At 40.6% G+C, this 22,837-nt stretch carries 18 protein-coding genes and 1 tRNA gene; 8 read left to right on the top strand and 11 right to left on the bottom strand.

What is annotated here, in order from left to right:
- The first annotated feature begins 88 nt into the window (after positions 1–88).
- Genes CXF74_RS18190 through CXF74_RS18180 form a run of 3 tightly spaced genes read left to right on the top strand, consistent with a single transcriptional unit; the run spans position 89 to position 1,781 of the window.
- Positions 89–412, top strand: coding sequence for an ABC transporter permease subunit (locus CXF74_RS18190; protein WP_269800784.1), 324 nt, complete (start codon positions 89–91; stop codon positions 410–412).
- Positions 412–1,062 (top strand): amino acid ABC transporter permease, encoded by a 651-nt coding sequence (locus CXF74_RS18185; protein WP_232772576.1) that lies wholly within the window; start codon positions 412–414, stop codon positions 1,060–1,062. Before CXF74_RS18190 ends, CXF74_RS18185 begins: the two co-directional genes overlap by 1 nt.
- Positions 1,059–1,781 carry an amino acid ABC transporter ATP-binding protein gene (locus CXF74_RS18180; RefSeq protein ID WP_101083943.1) on the top strand — a complete coding sequence of 241 codons (723 nt, stop codon included), beginning with the start codon at positions 1,059–1,061 and terminating at the stop codon, positions 1,779–1,781. The genes CXF74_RS18185 and CXF74_RS18180 overlap by 4 nt, the downstream gene beginning before the upstream one ends.
- A 270-nt stretch (positions 1,782–2,051) precedes the next feature.
- Here CXF74_RS18180 and CXF74_RS18175 read toward each other — a convergent pair whose 3' ends face one another.
- Entirely contained in the window at positions 2,052–2,306 is a 255-nt protein-coding gene (locus CXF74_RS18175) for a hypothetical protein (RefSeq protein WP_442965958.1), read from the bottom strand.
- Positions 2,294–2,668, bottom strand: coding sequence for a hypothetical protein (locus tag CXF74_RS22255; protein WP_198552910.1), 375 nt, complete (start codon positions 2,666–2,668; stop codon positions 2,294–2,296). Before CXF74_RS22255 ends, CXF74_RS18175 begins: the two co-directional genes overlap by 13 nt.
- Positions 2,669–3,223: 555 nt before the next feature.
- On the opposite strand from CXF74_RS22255, the gene CXF74_RS18170 reads away from it, so the two are divergent.
- The gene (locus CXF74_RS18170; protein ID WP_101083941.1) at positions 3,224–4,594 is read left to right on the top strand and encodes an L-serine ammonia-lyase; all 1,371 of its coding nucleotides are present in this window, start codon (positions 3,224–3,226) and stop codon (positions 4,592–4,594) included.
- An 85-nt stretch (positions 4,595–4,679) separates the two neighbouring features.
- Here CXF74_RS18170 and CXF74_RS18165 read toward each other — a convergent pair whose 3' ends face one another.
- The 4 genes from CXF74_RS18165 to CXF74_RS18150 all read right to left on the bottom strand — a co-directional run bounded on the left by CXF74_RS18165 (position 4,680) and on the right by CXF74_RS18150 (position 9,960).
- Positions 4,680–4,922 (bottom strand): bleomycin resistance protein, encoded by a 243-nt coding sequence (locus CXF74_RS18165; RefSeq protein ID WP_101083940.1) that lies wholly within the window; start codon positions 4,920–4,922, stop codon positions 4,680–4,682.
- Positions 4,923–5,147: 225 nt separating this feature from the next.
- Entirely contained in the window at positions 5,148–5,315 is a 168-nt protein-coding gene (locus CXF74_RS18160) for a hypothetical protein (protein WP_232772575.1), read from the bottom strand.
- Positions 5,316–5,461: 146 nt separating this feature from the next.
- Entirely contained in the window at positions 5,462–9,289 is a 3,828-nt protein-coding gene (gene putA, locus CXF74_RS18155) for a bifunctional proline dehydrogenase/L-glutamate gamma-semialdehyde dehydrogenase PutA (protein WP_101083946.1), read from the bottom strand.
- Positions 9,290–9,741: 452 nt separating this feature from the next.
- Complete coding sequence (locus CXF74_RS18150) at positions 9,742–9,960, bottom strand: hypothetical protein (RefSeq protein WP_101083939.1); 219 nt, start codon at positions 9,958–9,960, stop codon at positions 9,742–9,744.
- A 247-nt stretch (positions 9,961–10,207) separates the two neighbouring features.
- On the opposite strand from CXF74_RS18150, the gene CXF74_RS18145 reads away from it, so the two are divergent.
- Together CXF74_RS18145 and CXF74_RS18140 are read left to right on the top strand one after the other, a co-directional pair.
- A complete protein-coding gene (locus CXF74_RS18145; RefSeq protein WP_232772578.1) occupies positions 10,208–12,076 on the top strand; it encodes a sensor histidine kinase in 1,869 nt (622 codons plus the stop codon).
- On the top strand, positions 12,073–13,407 hold the full coding sequence (locus CXF74_RS18140) for a sigma-54-dependent transcriptional regulator (protein ID WP_101083938.1): 1,335 nt from the start codon (positions 12,073–12,075) through the stop codon (positions 13,405–13,407). Before CXF74_RS18145 ends, CXF74_RS18140 begins: the two co-directional genes overlap by 4 nt.
- A 117-nt stretch (positions 13,408–13,524) precedes the next feature.
- Here CXF74_RS18140 and CXF74_RS18135 read toward each other — a convergent pair whose 3' ends face one another.
- From CXF74_RS18135 to CXF74_RS18125, 3 genes are all read right to left on the bottom strand, one after another.
- Positions 13,525–14,898: a TRAP transporter large permease gene (locus CXF74_RS18135; RefSeq protein WP_101083937.1), complete on the bottom strand. Its 1,374-nt coding sequence runs from the start codon at positions 14,896–14,898 to the stop codon at positions 13,525–13,527.
- 2 nt (positions 14,899–14,900) lie between these two features.
- Positions 14,901–15,536 (bottom strand): TRAP transporter small permease, encoded by a 636-nt coding sequence (locus tag CXF74_RS18130; RefSeq protein ID WP_101083936.1) that lies wholly within the window; start codon positions 15,534–15,536, stop codon positions 14,901–14,903.
- A 101-nt stretch (positions 15,537–15,637) separates the two neighbouring features.
- Entirely contained in the window at positions 15,638–16,633 is a 996-nt protein-coding gene (locus tag CXF74_RS18125; protein ID WP_101083935.1) for a TRAP transporter substrate-binding protein, read from the bottom strand.
- 571 nt (positions 16,634–17,204) lie between these two features.
- On the opposite strand from CXF74_RS18125, the gene CXF74_RS18120 reads away from it, so the two are divergent.
- The gene (locus CXF74_RS18120) at positions 17,205–18,098 is read left to right on the top strand and encodes a DMT family transporter (RefSeq protein ID WP_101083934.1); all 894 of its coding nucleotides are present in this window, start codon (positions 17,205–17,207) and stop codon (positions 18,096–18,098) included.
- A gap of 232 nt (positions 18,099–18,330) precedes the next feature.
- Positions 18,331–20,025 carry a S8 family serine peptidase gene (locus CXF74_RS18115; protein WP_232772574.1) on the top strand — a complete coding sequence of 565 codons (1,695 nt, stop codon included), beginning with the start codon at positions 18,331–18,333 and terminating at the stop codon, positions 20,023–20,025.
- A 335-nt stretch (positions 20,026–20,360) separates the two neighbouring features.
- On the opposite strand, the gene proB is transcribed toward CXF74_RS18115, so the two are convergent.
- Positions 20,361–21,458, bottom strand: a complete 1,098-nt coding sequence (proB, locus tag CXF74_RS18110) for a glutamate 5-kinase (RefSeq protein WP_101083932.1) — start codon at positions 21,456–21,458, stop codon at positions 20,361–20,363.
- Positions 21,459–22,663: 1,205 nt separating this feature from the next.
- A tRNA-Pro gene (locus CXF74_RS18105) sits at positions 22,664–22,740 on the bottom strand.
- Positions 22,741–22,837: the final 97 nt, after the last annotated feature.

Here is a 22,837-nt window from a genome sequence, read left to right as displayed (position 1 = left end):
TATAAGTCCTTATTTCTCTGTATTTTCTGCATTAGTTTTTATCAATGCAGGTTACTTAGCAGAAACCTTTCGAGGAGGATTTTAGTCAATTCCTGCCACGCAATATAGTGCTGCAAAATCACTGGGTATGAACAGTATTCAAGTGTATCACTATGTTATTTTACCGCAAATGTTTAGACGTATTTATCACCCGATGACCAATCAATTTGTTTGGTCAATCTTGATGAGTTCGCTAGGTATATTAGTGGGTATGAATGAACTGTCAGGCGAGACACAAAGACTTCAATCTACTTCGTTTAGAACCTTAGAGTTTTTTATGATGGCCGCTGTGATGTATTTTGTGATGACAAAATTAGTGCTGTTAGCTTCTAGTTTAATTGCAAAGAAAGTATTTAAAGGGGAGCTTTCATAATGAATTTATTTACGCCTTTATCGTGGAATGATGCAGGTTTTATTTTAGCGGGTATTTTAAATACCGTTTATATCTCACTCGTTGCGATCATTATTGGGAGTATTTTAGGGCTGTTAGTTGGATTTATAAGAGCAGAATCGAATAAGTCTATCAATGTGTTGTTAGGTGGTTTTTTAGATATCCTGAGATCAGTACCGCTGATTATTCAGTTGATACTGTTCACGACCTTTATCGGTGCGATGGGTTACCCATTAAACCCGTTTGTGGCAGGCTCAATTATATTATCGCTTTATACTATGGCTTTTATGAGCGAAGTGTTTCGAAGTGGTTTTGATAGTGTGCCAGAGAACATGGTCAAAGCAGCAAGATCGCTAGGCATGACTTACTTGCAAACCGTCCGCTACGTGAGAGTGCCGATTGGAATGCGTGCAGTTTTCCCCTCTTGGCTGGGTGTTGCGTTAAGTGTCAGAAAAGACTCGGCATTAGTTTCTGTGATTGGTTATATGGAATTACTCAGAACAGCAGAACAGTTGATATCAAGAACACAGCAACCTCTTATGATATTACTCGGCGTAGGATTGTTTTATTTTATGATCTCTTACCCGTTGTCACGTTATGGTAAATATGTAGAAAGGAAAATGGAAATATGATTGAAGTCAAAGGGGTTCATAAATCTTTTGGCGACTTAGAAGTGTTAAAAGGGATCGATTTAACCGTTAATCGCGGTGGAGTTGTGAGTATTATTGGTGCAAGTGGTAGTGGTAAATCCACGCTTTTGTATTGTATTAATGCCATTGAAAAAATAAATGCTGGCAATATTATTGTTGATGGCATCGATGTGCATGACAAAAGTACTGATATCAATGAATTAAGACAAAATTTAGGCATGGTTTTCCAACAATGGAACTCTTTCCCTCATTTAACCGTGTTAGAAAACGCGGCCCTTGCGCCACAGATTGTGAAAGGTTTTAGCAAAGAAAAAGCACAAGAAATTGCTAAGAAAGAACTCATTCACGTAGGGCTTGGCGATAAACTTCATGAATATCCAACCAGAATGTCTGGTGGTCAGCAGCAACGCCTTGCTATCGCACGCGCATTAGCGATGGAGCCACCGTATATGCTTTTTGATGAGGTGACTTCAGCGCTTGATCCTGAACTAGTAGGGGAAGTGTTAGATACATTAAGACTGCTTCGAGATGATGGTATGACCATGATTTGTGTGACACATGAAATCGCCTTTGCAAAAGAAGTCTCCGATAAAGTGGCCTTTTTCCATGAAGGATTAATTGAAGAAATGGGCACGCCAGAGCAGGTATTAGGCAACCCGCAGAAAGAGAGAACACAACAGTTTTTAAGCAAAGTACTTTAATTTTTATGCTTGATGAGTCTCTTTAAAATATGACCTAACTGCTTGCTGTGCGTTTTGTAGAGCAAGTATTACAAGGTCTTATGTTTATTTATTATCGTTTTTCCTACCTGAAACAGGGGCTGTTTAGACTCTCTTGTTACTTAGGTAGGTAATCCCCTCTCCTTGATTCTTGAAAGAATTGAGCATATTTCCCACTGGCTTTTAGTTTTGCTAACCCACGATTAAAGAGATATAAATAATATCGACTCTTAGGTTTCTTCATGGAAAGTGCTAAATAGTTATTACTCTGATTAACCACTTTGTGGTGATGAGTGACCAAGGCGCTTTCTCTGGAAATTCGGTTTGTAAGAGGTAATAACCTACATCCACAATTTGTACACGATCATTAAACAACTTTTTAAAATTCTGTAGGTCAGAGGTCACTCTTTGAACCTGTAATTGATCTGATTTGTCCGCTTCATCAAATTCCTGTCCGTATGAATAAGCAATCGTTGCACCTATTTGTATGTTTTTTAAATCATCCATCGAACGCCAATTAAAGGCATGGTCTTTTTTATGAAAAAACACTTGGGTTTCATGTAAAAGGGAGTCGCTAAAATAATACACTTTGTCTCTTTGATCATTTTTAAAACAGGCGCAATGCCGTCCGCTTTACCTTCTTTGACCAAATGAAAGGCTCTTGCCCAATGACTAAATTGATACTCAACTTTCACTCCTTCTAAGGCAAATGCTTCGATAATAATATGCGCGGTAACACCGTAGTATTTTAGGTGTTTTGAAACAAGGGGAGGGTATTCGCCAACGGCAATAAGGATTTTGTCTTGGGAAAATAAATTTGCAGAGAAAGTGATAACAAGAAAACACACTGTACTTATAGTCTTTGACATTGCACCTCCTTAATATTCGTTTAAAACATGTGGTTAAGGATGTTTTTATAAGCTAATTGTATGAACCATTATAGCAAAGGGCAATTTTTTTGATTGTTTATATACCTTTCATGACACATTTCCAGGAAACTTGTTAATAGGTATGCTTGTAATGGTCGTCGCTAAATAAAGTTAGCTATCGATATCGTCGTGTGAGTCTAAGCGTTTAATCATGAAGTCAGTATTATTATGTTGATGAAATGTTAAAACTAGCTGAATAATTGACCTATTTGATTTCCTAAACTACACAGGAAAGTGTTATTCTCGTTATTATTATCATGCTTTTAACCACTCGCCACATGGCTGTTTTTTCTTCATGTTTTTGTATCACTTCACATGTTTATATAATACTTATTTTGCAGTATTTCTATTGTGTGAATTGGGTTAAATAACGCACTTTCATTAATCATAAAACAAACTACTATCTAACCCTGCCTGCGGGTTCTTTTGGCTGTATTTATTAATATTCAGTGAAACCTGATTGGCCTTTTGCCTCACCTTTGGAACAAAATTATTATGCTTTCTATCTTTGATATCTTTAAAATTGGAGTGGGGCCGTCAAGCTCTCACACAAACGGGCCAATGATCGCGGGTTACAACTTTACTCGTTTACTTGAGTCAAATCTGACACAGGTAACACGTGTACAAATTGACCTTTATGGCTCTTTATCATTGACGGGTATTGGCCATCATACGGATCGTGCAAGCATTTTAGGTTTACTGGGCAATCGACCTGATACCATTAAAATTAGCAGTGCGAATGTGGCCTTGCAAAAAGCGATTAAAAAATCTCGTTTGTTATTGGCAGGCACTCAGGATATCGCCTTCGACTATAAAACAGACATGCTTTTTAATTCAGACGAATTACCCTTACACGAAAATGGCATGACCATCAGTGCGTTTGATAAAACGGGCGTACTGCTGAGCAGTGAAACCTATTATTCTATTGGCGGCGGATTTATTGTTACGGCGAAAGAATTGGCAGAGGGAAGTGATGAGGTTGAAGTCGCTGTACAGTATCCTTTTAAAACAGCGGATGAAATGCTCGCGTTAGCAGAGAAAAAGGGCCTGAGCTTAGGTTCGATGGTTATTGCTAATGAACTCACTTTTAATGACATCGATATCATCGATCAAAAAGCGGATCAAATATGGCGTGTGATGACTCGTTGTATGGAAAGAGGTTTTGAAACAGAAGGCATACTTGAAGGTGGCCTGAATGTGACACGCCGCGCGCCTAATCTATTAAAAAAATTAGAAGCAAACAGTGTCTACGAAAAAGATCCAATGGAAATATTAGACTGGATTAACTTGTTTGCTTTTGCTGTTAGTGAAGAAAATGCATCCGGGGGCCAAGTTGTTACGTCGCCAACTAATGGGGCTGCCGGTGTTATTCCCGCTGTGTTGACTTATTACCACCGCTTTATAAAAGAGCTTGATACTAAGCAAATTAAAGACTTTATTGCCGTTGCTGGTGCGATTGGTATTTTGTATAAAACTAATGCTTCTATTTCTGGTGCGGAAGTTGGCTGTCAAGGCGAAGTGGGTGTGTCGTCATCGATGGCTGCTGCGGGCTTAACGGCGTTACGGGGTGGTAGTAATGAACAAATTTGTATTGCCGCTGAAATAGCCATGGAGCATTCGCTTGGTATGACCTGTGACCCAATGGGAGGCCTTGTTCAAGTGCCTTGTATTGAGCGTAACGCGATGGGCGCAATGAAAGCGATTAATGCATCAAGAATGGCACTTAAAAGAAATAGTAAGTGTTTAATCTCATTGGATAAAGTAATTGAAACTATGTACCAAACGGGCAAAGACATGAATCGAAAATATCGTGAAACGTCTCTTGGCGGTTTAGCATTGATTCACCTTGCTCCACCTTGTGAGTAGGTCAGTAGATCAATTGCTAAAGTAGGTAATAAAGATAACGCGAATGGAGTACCAAGTAGTACGTGCCATTCGCGCAAGTTTGATATTAACCAAAATGGTTAAAAGCGATTTTATTGCCATCAAAATCACGAAAGTAAGCACCGTAAAATACGTCTGGTATACGTTGACCAGGCTGACCATCACAGGTTGCGCCTAACGCAATGGCTTTATGATACATCTCATCACATTTCTCTTTTGAACCTGGCGCAATTGCTAACATATTGCCGTTACCGCTATTTTGTGTTTCTTGGTTATAAGGAATACAAATGGCGAGCACGGGTTCTTCCATGCTTTTACCAATAAGTATACCCAAGCTACTTGAAAATGCAGGAATCAGCCAGTTGAGAGGTGGCCATATTCAAGGCATGAAGTTGAGGGTTTAGTCACTCTAAATCAATGCTTTATAACGCTGAAGAGGGGTACCTCTCACCTGGTCCTACGGAAGGCTCGCTCGAAAGCCAGCTCTGCGTTACAACATTCGAAAAGAGAATAACCCTTCTCTTCATGCCGTGCCTTAATCTGACATCCGAGCGAGCCTCTGAATCTGCATTTTTAGGTGGTTTGGGTATATAATACGTTCCATTTTTATCAGGGTTTTAGCACCGATTGGCGCTAATAGTTCATTATAAAACGCTTCTGATTTTTCTAAATCAGTGACACCGATGGTTACATAACTAAGCATATTTGTTCCTTTAAAGTCTGATGAATGTTGTTCATTTTTAACGACTCAGGCCATTGCTATTTAGCCATTTAGCTATTTAGCTATTTAGTTAAGCTAAATGGTCTTCACCCTGAGTCGCTACTGTCTATCGTTTAACGCTCTGCTGTTTAATCTTCTTCAACCAGTGTCATCAAAGAGGTATTACCTCCTGATGCAGTGGTATCGATACTAATGGTTTTTTCAGTCACTAAACGCTGAATTAAGTTATCAAAATATTCAGAACTGATAACCGGTAAAATAGCGCCATGGCGTTGTGCTAGTTTTGCACTTACGTAATGTTTACTTTCACTGCCGCCATCAACAACCACACCAGATAAAGCGGGATGTGCGAGCATGGTTTCAAAATGCACTAGTTTTGCTACTTGAAAGACATGTTCTCCTGCACCGGTGGCAATAAACTTATCTCTAAAGGCTAATGCTTCTTGATAAAACAGCTCAGAAACAGCCGTGATCACTGTGTTACCGGTGGCGAGTGCGGTTACTATTGATTGTACCCAGTAGTTAAAGCTCACACCTTGGTCGGCATAACAGATAATGTTACCGCGATTCTCTAAGTAAATAATGTTTGATTCACCTGTTGGCCCAGGCAATTGTTGTGGTTTTTTGAGGCGCTTTTCTATATTGATAAGCTGTGAGCGGGCGTATGCAAGTGTTTGATTTAAATCGTCTGCTAAATCCTCAACAATTTCAACATGAGCAATCTTAGCAAGTAGCTGTCGCACACATGAAATACGTGTATTTAACTCAGTTGATCGCCATTCTTTTTCTGCCTCATTGGCTTTATTCATGATGTCTGTTGCTTCAGCTTTCGCTTTTTCATCACTCATGATGGTGGTTAAGTTACTGCCAATGGAGTTAAAGAAATCGGCATCAGGAGTCGATTTTTCTTTCATTAAACGGGTTAAATAATGCGGACCGCCTGCTTTAGGGCCAGTGCCTGAAAGGCCACGTCCACCAAAAGGCTGTACACCAACAATAGCGCCAATCATATTACGGTTAATATAGACATTACCCGCGCGTGATAATTTTGCCAACTCGATAGCTCTGTGCTCGATACGAGTATGAATACCCATGGTTAAACCAAAACCTGTGCCATTAATGCTATCGATGACCTTTTCTATTTGATCACCTTTAAAACGCACAATATGCACACAAGGACCAAATACTTCTTGTTTTAACACATCGATATTCTCAATTTCATATAAGCGAGGCGCAAAGAAGAAGTGCCCGTTTTCATCAACCACATCACTAGAAAATGCACATTGGTACAATAATTTTCCGTGTGATTTCATGTGTTCGGCATGTGCATTAAGCGCGTCTAATGCTTTTTGGTCGATAACAGGGCCAACATCTGTGCTTAATTTTGCAGGGTCGCCAATATGTAATTCAGCTAATGCACCTTGCAACATGGTTATTACATTATCTGCAATATCTTCCTGTAAAAACAGCACGCGTAATGCCGAGCAACGCTGTCCTGCACTCTGAAAACCTGATGAAATAACATCATCAACAACTTGCTCTGGTAGGGCTGTTGAGTCAACAATCATGCAGTTTTGACCACCTGTTTCTGCAATGAAAGGAACTTGGTCGCCACCTCGATCTGCCAATGTTTGTGAAATAAGCGTGCCGGTTTGTGTTGAACCGGTGAACATAACTGTTTGAATGCGAGAATCAGGAATAATCGTACTGCCTACGGCGCGACCAGGCGCAATAACGGCTTGCACTACATTTTCAGGTAAACCAACGGACTGCATCAATTCAATCGCACGCAGGGCAATTAAACCGGTTTGCTCTGCGGGTTTGGCTAATACTGTGTTGCCTGTTGCAATGGCAGCCGCGACTTGGCCTAAGAAAATAGCCAGTGGGAAATTCCATGGGCTGATACATAACACTACACCACGTGCTTCGAGTCTTTCATCTTCACTTAACTCAAGGGCGCGGGCTGCATAGTAACGACAAAAATCCACGGCTTCACGGACTTCATCGATACCGTCTTGGGCGACTTTTCCGGCTTCTTTGATACATAATGCAATCAGTTCGTCGATATGGCGCTCTAAAATATCAGCGATACGACAAAGTAAGTCTGCACGTTCAATAACCGGGGTTGCCGACCAACTGCTAAAGGCTATTTCGGCTTTATCAATCATGGCTAACATATCGTCATGGCTTGCATACTGATGAAAGCCGATGATTTCACTGCGATTTGCCGGGTTCATCACGGCATTCGCTCCCGCTGGCACATCACTTTCAGTTAATACATGATCTGCAAACCAATTGTCTAAAACGGGTTTTAAGCGGGTGATTTCGTTGGCATCGGATAAATCTAGTCCTTTGGAATTATCGCGGCCGTGTGCGCCTTCCCCTCGATAAAGATCAATCGGTTTGATGATCTGATGATTGTATTTAAGTTTAAGGCGTTGCGTTTTTTCTACCGGATCTTCTAATAAAGACTCTACAGGTTGTGATTCATCAACAATCGCATTTACAAAGGATGAGTTAGCGCCATTTTCTAATAAACGACGCACTAAGTAGGCAAGTAAGTCTTCATGATGACCCACGGGGGCATATATACGGCATTGAATGCTCTCATCGGTAACGATTTGATCATATAAAGAATCACCCATGCCATGTAAACATTGAAACTCAAAACCGGCTTTATCTTCGCCAGCTAGTTCCACAATAGTGGCTGCGGTATAAGCGTTATGTGTGGCAAATTGCGGGTAGATGGTATCGCGATATTCCAATAATTTATTCGCGCAAGCATGGTAAGAGACATCGGTTGATGACTTACGTGTGAATACCGGAAAATGGCAGAGACCTTCTTTTTGCGCATTTTTAATCTCAGTATCCCAATAAGCGCCTTTCACTAAACGCACCATCATTTTTCGATTACAGCGCAGGGTTAAATCACGTAACCAATCAACCACAAAAATAGCGCGTTTTTGGTAAGCTTGCAGTGCTAAACCAAAGCCTTGCCAATCACCTAAATCACTATCGCTAAAGACCGCTTCAATAATATCTAATGAAATCTCAAGGCGTTCTGACTCTTCTGCATCAATGGTTAAACCAATGTTGTATTTTTTAGCCTGTAAACATAATGCTTTTAATTTGGGCACTATTTCACTCATGACACGCGCTTTATGAGAAAACTCATAACGTGGATGAATCGCGGATAGTTTGATTGAAATGCCCGGTACTTTACGTGGGTCGTTTTTACCTGATTTAAGCGCAACTTCGCCTATTGCGGTAATGGCGTTTTCATAGGCCGCAAAATACAGTTCGGCATCTGCCATAGTACGTGCGCCTTCACCGAGCATGTCATAGGAATAAACATAACCTTGTTGTTCTTTTGTTGCGGCTCGTTCGGTTGCTGCTTTAATGGTTTCACCCATCACAAACTGTTGGCCCATGATTTTCATGGCATAGTTCATCGATTTACGGATAACCGGTTCACCTAAACGTCCCACTGTTTTTTTCAATAAACCGAACTGGTCTTTTTTACGTTTATCTGTGTAACTAACCATCGAGCCGGTGAGTAATAACCCCCACGATGAAGCGTTTACAAATAATGAGTCACTGGCACCTAAATGTGTGCTCCATTGGCCTTGAGAAATTTTATCGCGAATTAATTCATCTTGTGTATGTTTGTCTGGCACACGTAATAATGCTTCCGCTAAACACATCAATACCACGCCTTCTTCTGAAGACAGAGAATACTCATTGAGTAGCGAGTCAATCGCGCCATTACCTTCCTGGTCTTGACGAATTTTTAACACCATCTTTCGCGCACGATCCCATGCCCGACTTCGTGCACTTACGTTAACTTCCGCTGCTGGCAATATATGGTCTACTGCAATATTTTCGTCAATACGGTAAAACTCACGGATTTGTTGTCTAATCGGGCAATCTGTCATTAATGAACCAGTAAAAAGCATGGCTGTTTCCTCAAATACGGGCGGGTTATATTTAGCTAAAGTTGTGCTACGATTTATTATAAATGAAGGTTGAAGATGCATTTTTGTTTGCTCAAAGAACAACCTTTTCTTTATGACAACACTTTAGGGGAATAGCGATATTATATGTGGCTTAAACACGCAATTATTTAAGTTTATATGGAGCTAAGTCACAGGTTTTTAGCAAAAATGTTGAATGCGTTTTAGTGAGGAAGAGAAAGCAAGTGTTAACAACTTGTAAATAATAAGTTGGCATTTTATCGTAATAAAATACACAGTGGTTTTATGGCTTAATTATTCAATAATCATAACGTATTAGGGGTGTGCAGCGCACTTAACCCTCTTTTATTGTAATGATTTAAATAGGTGATAAGAAGACAAGCTATCGGCGAATGAAAATTTAATGTTACCGACCTGCTAAGACAAGAGCTTCCTTAAATTTGCTCAATACAGTGCTGAATGCTGATCCCTTTTAAAAAGCATTGTTTAATGTGTTGTTCTTGGCTTTCTGACAAAATAAAGGGCTTTTGTTGGCTAGACTTTGCAAAGTGACGAATGATACGGCGGCGGTAAATGGCTAAACGATTGTATTGCATGATCACGCCAGAAGCCGCAAAAATAAAACAGCCACATATAATGTAAAAAATCAGCATAACATTGTCCTTTTTTGGTTTTATCTATTGGTATATACCCGTCACCATTCAAGTTGCCAAGTTCAGCGACTGAACAAAGCACCTTGATTGGTAACGGGTATAAGTATAGCGTTGATGGGCAACTCTGGTGTAAATGTCCAGTGTTTAAAATACTGTGATTCGCCTATCAAATCAATTATCTATTCATAGTAAAAGTGGTCGCTTATTCATACTCTATAAGATTGAGGTTTAGAGGAGGCGATAAGTGATGACGGTGACCAGCAAACTAAAAACAAAACTGAACATGAGACTAAATAAAGTCAATAGCCGTCGCTTACCCATCGTTATATTTACTGTTTATTGCCTGGTGAGTTTGCTCGCAGCCACTTGGTTGTGGCAATTTAGTTACCAACGATTAACCACGTCGAGCCAGCAACAACTTGAGTTGTTTTCTAGTCACCTTGATAGTCAGCTTGAACGTTTTGCTTATCTCCCGCAATTATTAAGCCGACAAAGCTTGATGATTGATGCCTTACTCAATCCTAATAACAGCGCACAGCGTGACATTATTAATCGTCACCTTAATGCAACTAATCAAATAATAGGCGCATCTGATACCTATTTACTCAATATTAATGGCACCACAATCGCAGCCAGTAATTGGTCGCTAGAGGCCTCTTTTGTTGGCCTCAATTTTGCTTTTCGTCCTTATTTTCAACAAGCGATGAAAGGTAAACAGGGCGACTATTTTGCCTTAGGTTCAACATCGGGCAGGCGCGGTTATTATTACTCTTATCCTGTGCAGTATGCGGGTGAGGTGATTGGCGTGGTGGTGGTAAAAATGGATATATCTTCCATTGAAAAAGACTGGAGCGAGAAATCGTTGCACTTTCTGGTGACCGACCCCCATGGCATCGCCTTTATTTCAACGCAGCCGGCGTGGTTATTTCAAAGCTTGGGTGAACTCAGTACGGCCGTAAAAAACGCGATTAATCAGGAGCGACGTTATCTAGGTAAAAACATTGAGGCCTTACCCTTTGAGGGTGAATTCGAGCAAAATCCTAGTTTAATTCGTGTCAGCATGAGCGGAGAACGGCCTAAAAACTATTTAGTATTAACCAAAGAATATGCCAAAGCCGGCTGGAACGTACGTGTTTTTGTTTCCACTAATAGCATCACCTACAGCATCGTGATTTTGTTGGTCTTACTGACGCTGCTATTTAGTTTGTTGTATCTGGTATTAGTGTTAATACGTCAACGTCAAAATAGAAACGATGAAAAACAGCGTTTACAGGTGAATGCTAAGCAAGAGTTAGAATTTCAGGTGATGCAACGTACCTCGGCTTTACACGCTGAAATAGACGAAAGACAGAAGGCAGAATTAGCCTTAAAGAACACACAAAAAGAGCTAATCCAAGCGGCGAAATTAGCGGTACTAGGGCAACTTTCTGCCAGTATTAGCCATGAATTAAACAACCCGCTGGCCGCTATTCGTAGTTACGCAGACAATGCCTTGGTTTTCCTTGAGCGTGAAAAAATAGATAAAGTGACAGGTAATCTACAACGTATTACCCATCTTACGGAGCGCATGGCACGTATTAGTGCGCAGCTGAAAGCCTTTGCACGAAAATCAGATGGTGTCATGAGTATCATCGCGTTACAGCCGGTATTATTAGCTACTTTTGAACTGGTTAAACCACAATTGAAAGCAAGCCAAATTACCTTAGATATGCATCTGCCACGCAATATTATTCAGGTAAAAGCAGAGCCGATTCAACTTGAGCAAATATTGGTTAATTTATTGTCCAATGCGATTCAAGCGATGCAGGACAGTGAAGTTAAGAATATTAACGTGACCTTATCTGCCTCTGCAGGAAAGGCTGTTGTTGAGGTCATTGATACAGGACCTGGCATTGCCGAGTCTGATATCGGGCAATTGTTTGAACCCTTTTTTACCACCAAAGAAACGGGGCTGGGTCTGGGATTATCTATCTCACAACAGATTATTAATAGCATGCAGGGCAAGCTATGGGCCCAAAACACAGCCGACGCGGGTGCGATGTTTTCTATCTCTTTGCCACTAACGTCTGCACCTGAAATTCCACTAATACTGCCACAAAATCAGGAGTTAACATGAGTCCGGTTTTTTTTATTGATGATGAATACGACCTTAGAGTCGCCAATCAACAAACCTTTGAGTTAGCTGATATTGAAGCGCACTTTTTTGCTGATGCAGAATCCGCATTAGTGGCGATGCAATCAACAATGCCCATTGTGGTGATCACAGATATCCGTTTACCCGGTATTTCAGGGCAACAATTATTAACCTCGTTAGCCAAAAAAAATGCAGATTTACCGGTTATTCTGATCACCGGACATGGCGATATTTCCATGGCGGTGGAGGCCATTCACGAAGGGGCCTATGACTTTATTGAAAAACCTTTTTCAGCGGATCGCTTAATAGAAACCACACGCAAAGCAATAGAGAAACACCAGTTAGTCATTGAAAATAAAAGCCTAAAAAAAGCCCTACAAAGCAAAGACACATTAGGCCCAAGAATCATTGGTAACACAGCAAGTATGGTGGAACTGCGCCAAATGGTTGCACAAGTTGCTGATACTCAAGCGGACATTTTGTTATTTGGTGATACAGGTACAGGCAAAGAGTTAGTGGCACGTTCGCTTCATGAACAAAGCCAACGCAGTGCGAATAACTTTGTTGCGGTGAACTGTGGCGCAGTGCCTGAAAACCTCATTGAGAGTGAACTATTTGGTCATGAAAAAGGGGCCTTTACTGGCGCGGATAGTGTGCGTATTGGTAAGTTTGAATATGCACAGGGTGGCACGTTATTTCTTGATGAAATAGAATCAATGCCCCTGCAAACACAAGTACGTTTGTTAAGGGTATTGCAAGAGCGCAGCGTGGAAAGAGTCGGATCAAATACCGCGATAGCCCTCGACATTCGTATTATTGCAGCCACTAAAATTGATTTAATGAGTTCACCCGATTTCAGGCAAGATCTGTTTTATCGCCTAAATGTAGTGACTTTAAAGCTACCGAGCCTAAAACAACGTAAACAAGATATCCCGATGCTTTTTCATCATTTTTTGCTGGTGGCTGCAGCGCGTTACGGTAAAGCTGCGCCTGCGTTACCAAGTCATGATCTGCAAGCGTTATTAACACATGATTGGCCCGGTAATGTGCGTGAACTACGTAATGCTGCTGAGCGTTTTATATTACTCGGCTCCATAACTGGGTTAAGTCATCAGGACAAGAATGAAACAGAGCAAGCGGGTTTAAGTTTATCTACGCAGGTGGAAGCCTTTGAGAAAAGTCTCATAGAGCAAGCGTTGAAGTTAACGGGGGGCAGTATTAAGGACTCGATGAGTACACTGAATTTAGCGCGTAAAACGCTTTACGATAAAATGCAAAAACATGGATTAGAAAAGAAAAACTACAAAGGATAGTGGTTTTTCTTCGTGCCTTCGGTGTCTGGTGGTTAAACGCTTTTGACCTTACTGATAGCTGATAGCGAACAGCTGACAATTAACCACGAAGCCACTTCGTGGTTAATTGTTTTGGCATTATTTACCGATAATCTCAGGGCCCATCATCATAGTAGGTAACCAGGTTGAAACCCAAGGTACATAGGTGACGATCAGCAAGAAGATAAACATAACACCCACTAACGGTAATGACGCTTTAACCACTCTCATCATGGACATTTTAGCCACACCTGCGGTGACAAATAGATTAAGCCCTACGGGTGGCGTTATCATGCCTATTTCCATATTCACCACCATCATAATACCTAAATGAATCGGGTCGATGCCCAGTGCAATTGCAATCGGAAAGACCAAAGGCGCGACAATAATCAGCAACCCAGATGGTTCCATAAATTGACCGCCAATGAGCAATAACACGTTAACCACAATTAAAAACGTGATTGGCCCTAGTCCTGCTGAAAGCATCGCTTCGGTTATCATCTGTGGGATACGTTCTTCCGTTAATACATGTTTTAAAATCAAAGCATTGGCGATGATAAACATTAACATGATGGTCAGCTTACCCGCTTCAAATAACGTTTTACGTGTATCTTCATGGCAAAATACGTGTGAGGCTTTACGCCAATAAGCTTTAGCTTGTTTCTCTTTAGGCTCTTTGTCTGATAAAGGTCCCATGTCTTTATAGATAAAATTAGAGATAAAAAAGGCATACACAGCGGCTACTGCAGCCGCTTCCGTTGGAGTAAAGATACCGCCGTAAATACCGCCAAGAATAATCACGATCAGTAATAACCCCCAGCCCGCATCTTTCGCGGAATCAAAAACTTCCTTCCAACCTACAAAGGGCTGCGCGGGGATGTTTTTGATACGTGCATAAACATAGATGGCAAACATCAACATTAAACCGGCGAGTAATCCTGGGATCACGCCACCTAAAAACATACGTCCAACAGAGACATCCGTGGCGGCAGCGTAAACCACCATCACAATGGAGGGAGGAATCAAAATACCTAAGGTACCGGCATTACAGATAACACCAGCGGCGAAGTCTTTGCTGTAACCATTTTTGACCATACCGGCAATGACAATACCGCCAATCGCAACCACGGTAGCAGGCGATGACCCAGACAGTGCGGCAAACATCATACAAGCCACAACGGATGCCATAGCGAGTCCGCCACGTAACGAACCCACTAATGCGATAGCAAAACGTATAATGCGTTTTGCTACGCCACCCGTGGCCATAAAGCTCGATGCTAAAATGAAGAAGGGAATCGCTAATAGCGTGTAATGTCCGGCAAAGGCATTAAATAATGTTTGCGCAACAGAGGCTAAAGACGCATCGGAATGAATGAGTAAAAATAGTATGCTTGAAAGGCCCAGCGAAACGGCAATAGGCACCCCTATTATCATAAATGCGATAACCATTAAAAATAAATATAACATCGCCATGATTATTCTCCCTGCTCTGATTTATGTAATTCTGCTAAGTCTTCTTCTGCTTCGTGACTCGCCACTAAACGGTCAATTTTTCCGGTGGCAATTTGCCAAGCCAGTTGCATAAATCTAAAGGTCATCATCGCCATGCCAAGAGGCAGTGCAAAGTAGGGAATAAAGCGCGGTAATCGCTCGTAGCGTTCGCCCTCATTAAACCAAGTAGAGAGGAACTGTAAAATGTCGGGCATAGGGATATCTTCGGTTTCATACCATGCTCGGTCGGTAATAAAGGGTAACCAATAGTTCCAAGAGCCAATTAATAAACTGATAGAAAAGAACAAACAACAAAACACAGAAATAAGCGCCAGCGTTTTTCTTAATCCGCTAGGGGCAAGGTTAATAACTACATCAACGCCAATATGAAAATGCTTTTTAACGCCATAGGAAGCGCCGACTAAGACCATCCATGCAAATAGAAATACGGTGAGCTCCACGGCCCATAAAATATTGCCATTTAATACATAACGGAAAACAACATTTGCGAAGGTGAGTAACGTCATCAGGCCTAAAAACAGGGCAATTAATGTTTCTTCCAAGTAATCCGTTTGTTTCCCTATTTTCGTAAAAAGTTGGGTAAAAAATCCAGTTTTCATTGCCTTGCTCCGAAGTGAATTGTTTGAGTTGTTTGAATTGTATGAAAGCACCCGCTAACAGATAACAAGTGCTTTATTGACGACTGTCTTGAAAAATACCGTTAATTCGACGCTAAGGCCGCTTTAATCATGTCGCTACCGATATCTTTTTCAAACTTCGCCCAAACTGGCTTCAGCGCGGCTACCCAAGCTTTGCGTTGTTCAGGCGTTAAGGTGCGAACGATGCCACCGGCAGCAATAATATTTTGCTTGTTGGTTTCGTTTACTTTGCTTGATTCGGCGTTTCTTGTTTGTGTTACTTCACTGAGAATGGTGCCCAGTTGAGTTTGCACATCACTTGGTAAACCCTCCCACCAATCATTTGATGTCACGACTAAATAATCTAAAATGCCGTGATTCGTTTCAGTCACACCATCTTGTACTTCGAAGAACTTTTTACCGTAGGTATTTGACCAAGTATTTTCTTGTCCATCGATAACTTTGGTTTGCAAACCGCCATACACTTCTTTAAAGGACATCTTTTGTGGATTTGCTCCCAGCTGCTCAAATTGCGCCACTAATACATCGGAGGCTTGTACGCGAAATTTCAGTCCTTTAGCATCTTCAGGCATCAATAAGGGTTTGTTTGCAGACATCTGTTTCATGCCGTTATGCCAAAACTCTAACCCCTTTAGGCCACGACGTTTCATTGCATTTTTTAATATATCGCCAGACTCTGAGTTCTGAAAACGGTCGACCGCATCAACATCGGTAAACAGGAAAGGTAAATCAAAGATACGGTACTTTTTAGTTATTTTTTCAAACTTAGAAAGTGAAGGGGCAGCCAGTTGCACATCGCCATTTAACAGCGCTTCTAACACTTGGTTATCGTCGTAAAGCGTTGAATTAGGGAATACTTCCATACACGCTTTACCGTTCATCTCTTTGTTCACTCGCTCTTCTAATAAAGAAGCAGCAACACCTTTAGGATGTTTGTCGGTATTGGTGACATGGCTGAACTTTATTACTATTTCACCGGGATCACAGTTAGCTGAAGCATTAAAACTAGTCAGTATTGCGGCTGTGCCGATAGATAATATTGCGATAGGTTTTAACATGTTGTCTTCCTTGTTCGGTAATTGTCAGGGTTCATTGATGGAAATATTGATTTATAAATTGCACGCTATTTAGGTGAACTAGTTACCCTCTAGCAAGCATCTAGTAACTACATAGATAGCATCTAATAAGCACATGGATAGCAACCACATAGCAACGCTTATGCCAATGTGAGTAGATGGCCCTGTGGCGCGCTTTGTTTACATTTAATTAACAATCAGAGGGAAGTTAATACAAAGAAAAGGGCGGAAACCCACACAGAAATAGGGTGGTTTGGGTGGGAGTTGACCCATTCTTTAAATGGCCAACAGGAAATGTTAAATAAATGTTTAGCTAAAGCGAATACATAGAGTTAAATGTAATTTATTGTGTGAAAGATGTGGCATCACTTCCATTTAGTACAAAGAAATCATTAACAAAAAACCTTTATTTGTACTTTAAATTATAGGAGTGGTAGTTTGTTTGGCGGATATTATTTGCACAATCTGCTCTGAGTCGGGCACCTTCTTTATTGGGCTACTTACTGTTCTTTTTAGCTATCCATTTCTTATTTGTATTTTTAAGGTTAACTCAATGATAAAGAATCAAAAAAAAGCGACGATGTTTGCCTTAATCGCAGTGGCTATGTGGTCTACCGTTGCGAGTGCTTTTAAAATAACCTTAGATTATTTCTCCCCTATTCAGATGTTGCTGGTGGCAACATGCACCACTATTTTATTGTTAACGGGCATCTGTTATCGACAAAAAAAATTACATTTATTAACAGAGTATGTTGCTAAAAGACCCTTCTTTTACCTATTGCTTGGATTGATTAATCCGTGTTTGTATTACCTTATTTTATTTCAAGCCTATGACCTTCTCCCTGCACAGCAGGCGCAATCTTTAAATTATACTTGGGCTATTACGTTAAGTATTCTGGCGGTGCCATTTCTTGGTCAAAAACTCAGAAAGCAAGATATTATTGCCATTATTCTTGCCTACAGTGGGGCGTTAATCATTGCCACCAAAGGCGATTTGTTAGCATTAGATTTCAGCAGTCCATTGGGGGTTTTTCTGGCTTTGTTAAGCACGTTACTTTGGGCTATGTATTGGATAATCAATGCTAAAAATAGTGGTGATCCTCTTGTTTCATTGTTATTAGGGTTTCTGCTGGGCTTACCAATTCTTGTTATTCTGACGGCGATTATAAGTGATTTTAATATGCCCGATTGGCAAGGCTGGGCTGGCGCTATTTATATTGGTTTATTCGAGATGGGTTTTGCTTTTGTCGCGTGGTTAACCGCATTACGTTATGCAGAAAACACTTCAAAAATCAGTAACCTTATTTTTATCTCTCCTTTTGTGTCGTTATTATTACTAAATATGATTATTGATGAACCTATTTACCCAGCGACGATTGTAGGTTTAGCCTTTATTATCGGCGGGTTACTCGTTCAGCAACTTAAAAAGTCCTCTCTCTCACGATAAACTGAGTAAGACTAACACTCTATTTTTAGCCTAAAAGATGACAGGTTAACATTAAGAGAGCGCCACTCTCCTTGTTGTAGGGGACAAGGAGTTGCGAATAATGGACTATTAATGTGACAAATAATTGCCAGTAAATGACTCTTTCTGAGAATGATAAGCACTATAGTTAAAGGTTAGAGGCTTAAAAGTATCGAGCCTGACTTGAATGCTAATCAGAATAGGGAATACCATTATGAACAAGTACATCACACCTTTATTAGTTATTGCCTCACTCTTGTTCTTACCCTTACCCTCATCCTCTTTTGCAAAAGCTTCCGTAGATGCTGAAAATGAACGTTATATCGTTAAGTTTAAAAAAGGTGGCAAAGCTTCCTTGCTGAATGCAGTAAACAGTCATAAAGGTAAAGTAAAACGTGAGTTAGATAATTATCGCGCCATCGCTGTTGAGCTACCTGCTGCTGCGGTTGCACAATTTAAAAAACGTGCTGACGTTGAACTTGTTGAGCTTGATCCTAAACGTTATTTATTAGCTGAAACGACGCCTTATGGCATCACTATGGTACAGGCCGACCAAGTTACAGATATTGCGGGTAACGTAGCAGGGATGAAGGTCTGCATTATGGATACCGGTTATGATATTAGTCATCGAGACCTGCCTTCAAATGGTGTGACGGGAAATGATGGTTATGCACAGTATAACTCGGGTAATTGGTATGAAGATGGCCATGGTCATGGTACGCATGTAGCCGGTACTATTGCCGCGCTAGGTGATAACGGCTTAGGCGTTGTTGGTGTTAATCCGAGTGGTTCTTTAGCGTTGCATATAGTGAAAGTCTTTAATCGCAGGGGGGCATGGGCGTATGGCTCTGACTTAGTGGCTGCTGTTGGACAATGTATAGAAGCAGGCGCAAAAGTGATTAGCATGAGCTTAGGTGGCGGTGGTTCAAGTATTGTTGAGCAGAATGCATTTGAGGATGCTTATACTGCGGGTTTATTATCAATTGCAGCTGCTGGTAATGATGGTGATAATGGCCTTTCGTACCCCGCATCCTATGGTTCTGTTATCTCGGTGGCAGCGGTTGATGCAAGCGAAAATGTAGCGAATTTTTCACAATTTAACAGTCAAGTTGAAATAGCGGCCCCCGGTGTGGGCATCAATTCAACATTACCGAGGAATAAGTATGCAGCCTGGAGCGGTACATCCATGGCGACCCCACATGTGGCTGGTGTGGCGGCATTAGTTTGGAGCCATTATTTAGAGTGTACAAATGAAGAGATTCGTACTGCATTAGCAGCTTCCGCCTTAGACCGTGGTACTGTTGGCAGGGACCATTATTATGGTCACGGTATTGTACAAGCGAAAGATATGTACGATTCCCTGAATTTAGCTTCTTGTGACGTGGTGAAATCTAATACTCCACCTGTGAGCTCCTTTACTGCTAGCTGTGAAAATTTAGTCTGTAATTTTGACGCTAGCGGTAGTAGTGATGCTGATGGTGATGCCATTACATATTCATGGAACATTGACGGAGTTATATTGGAAAGCGTTGTTGTGGAGTCCCATGATTTTAATGCTGCTGGTATCTATAGCGTTACATTAACGGTGACCGATGACAAAGGCGCAAGTGACTTCTCTTTGCAAGATATTACGGTTTCCGATGCACAAGAGGTCAATCCAGACATCACGCTTAGTTTTTCTACTGAAACGGTGGGGCGGAATATAGAGGTCACTTTAACTTGGGAAAATGCACCAGAGGGACAAGTTGAAATTTATCGAGATAAAACTGATAGTGATAAAACTAAAAAAATTACAACAGCTAACGATGGGTTTTACGAAGACTTATTAAGGAAAAATGGGAGTTACGACTATAAAGTCTGTGTTCTGGGCACTTCAGTATGCTCCAATCAAATAACCGTTGATTTTTAATCTCGTTTTCCTCACTCATAAGGCGCTGGCCTGAGAGGCTTAGCGCTTTATTGTTGGCATCTACGTAGCAAGTTAGGATATTCTAATTTTATGCTTCAATCTTATTCCAATTCCATTAAGTATGGATCTAAATTTTGCGTAGGAAAAACGGCTTAATTCAAAGCGTAAGTTGACGTGCTACCGAGCGATTAACTGCGTTAATCCTCTAGCGCACATTAAATGAAACTAACCATTTAATGATTAATCATTAGTTTCATTTACGAAACTTGCAACGCAGAAGTAAGTTGTTTTAACTAGCAAAATAGGTCCGCTATTTAGTGTAATTGGTCTGAATATTACATAACGACCATATCGTCTCTGTGTACAACCACTTTACTCAGGCAAAAACCTAAAATTTCTTGGATTTTTTCTGAGTTTTCACCTTTTATTTTATATAAATCTTGGTGGTTATACTGACAAATACCTTTGCCAATAAGGGTATTATTACTGGCATCAATAATGTCGAGTGATTCTCCGGCTAAAAACGTACCTTGTATTGAGACAATGCCAGAAGGTAAAAGAGAAGCGCCTTTATTTTTTACCGCATTAACTGCGCCACTATCGATCAACAGTTGACCATGGCTTTTTAAGGTATGCTTTAACCAGCTCTTTTTGGCTTTACTGACGCTTTGATTTGCTAAAAAATGTGTTCCCGGGTTTTCTCCCGCTAATATTTTATCAAATACTCGACTATTAGTGCCGTTCAGAATGTACGTTTCAATACCGTTTTCAACTGCTTTTTCAGCTGCTTGAATTTTAGTTTTCATGCCACCGGTAGCAATAGGGTTATTAGTTGTACCTGCCATGGCATAAATTTCATCAGTGATCTCAGCAATTTCGTTGATCATGACGGCATCGTTATTACTTCTTGGGTCTTTATTATAAACGCCGTCTATATCACTTAAAATCAATAAACAGTCCGCTTCGCTCACAAGGGCAACTAAGGCAGCTAAGTTATCGTTATCACCTACTTTTAATTCATCAGTGGCCACAGTATCGTTTTCATTAACAATGGGGATAATGCCATTGGCTAATAAGATACGTAGTGTATTTTTGATATTGATATAACGCTCACGATCTTTTAAGTCGCCATGAGTGATTAACAGTTGGCTGCAGGGTACATCAAAAAAACGTTGCCAATTAGCCATCATTTGCATTTGGCCAACCGATGCCATTGCTTGTTTGGTTGGAATAGAGGGGATAGGGGAGCCGTGTTGAATTAAATGACGACCTGCCGCTACGCTACCAGAAGACACCAAAATCACTTCTTTATTTTGCTCTTGGCATTTGCTAATAAAAGCCGCTATAGCGCTAATATATTTACCACTACAGCCATTTTTTTCTGGCGAAACTAACGCACTACCAACCTTGATGACCACACGATTAAATTTCATTTTTATCTCTCTTATTACCGTAGGCAAGAATGCCTCGAATATGACTCTTTTTGCTCATACCAGTCCCACTAATTTAATGGTCTAATATTGCGCAGGAAAAATAAGCGAGTTCAAGGCGCAAGTTGCTGTCTTTCGAGCGGTTAACTTCGTTAACCCTCTATCGGGGAATTAAATTAAAGACTTTAATTCCTTAATGGTTGTTCCCTTTACAAAACTTACAACGCAGAAATCGCTTCTTTTAACCAGCAAGATTGATCCGTTATTTAGTGGAATTGGTATTACAATGCTGCGCGTTACTGTTAATAGGGGGAGGTTGTTAACTAGAATGAGCTGATATTAACAATAATAACTTGTCGATTAGATGCTTTATTAGCTCGCTTCCCCCTTCATAACGCGACCTTTAATATAATGATTTTAAAGACCATAAGCTACGGATGCTATGACTTTTTTACACTGAAGTAAATAATAATATGGACAGGAAAGGTGGCTCACTATGATGAGTTTTAGTGGTTTCTATAAAGACAATCGATATGCACGGAATAGCCAATAACCCACGGCAAGCACATTATCATTGAAAATGCTTTCAGCACTCCAAAATACGTATTGCTATTGCGTTGCTCCTAATTATTTCAATAAAAAACGACCACGAAGCCACTTCGTTACACAGAGAACACGAAGAAACCAAGAGCAAAAATTCGATTTGCTCTTTAACCTTCTTTTTCTTCGTGCCTTCGTGGTTAATTTCTTTTGAATTTATTTAAATTGTTTAATCGCACCTTTCAAATGTGGTCGGGAGATAAAGACTTCACCCCAGTGAATGTCCCATAGGTTCGAGTGTATAAACTCAATACGAAAAAAACGCAACATGTGCGGTTTCTTTAAATGTAGTGGTGGTGAAGGGCTCGAATCAATGAATACCCCAAGGTTCGAGCGTATAAACTCAAGACGAAAAAAAACCGCAACATGTGCGGTTTCTTTAAATGTGGTCTGAGATAAATGATTCGAGCCAGTGAATGCCCCAAGATTTTATATTAAAGGTTCTCTAAAACGAAAAAATCCGCTTAACTCAAAGAGCTAAGCGGATTATTCTTAATGTGGTCTGAGATAAATGATTCGAGCCAGTGAATACCCCAATATTTTATATTAAAGGTTCTCTAAACGAAAAAATCCGCCTAACTCGAGAGCTAAGCGGATTATTCTTAATGTGGTCGGTGATAAAGGATTCGAACCTTTGACCCCCTGGTCCCAAACCAGGTGCGCTACCAAGCTGCGCTAATCACCGAGATTTTAAAATAATTTAGTTTTGGGATGAAAATTAACTAATTTATTTTGAGTTTAAATGGTTTGTAAAGAGAAGAGTTGAACTCTTACATCTTGCG

Source organism: Psychromonas sp. Urea-02u-13, from assembly GCF_002835995.1.
Lineage (GTDB): Bacteria > Pseudomonadota > Gammaproteobacteria > Enterobacterales > Psychromonadaceae > Psychromonas.
The sequence above is the reverse complement of the archived record's forward strand: the minus strand, read 5'-3'. Positions and strand labels throughout refer to the sequence as shown.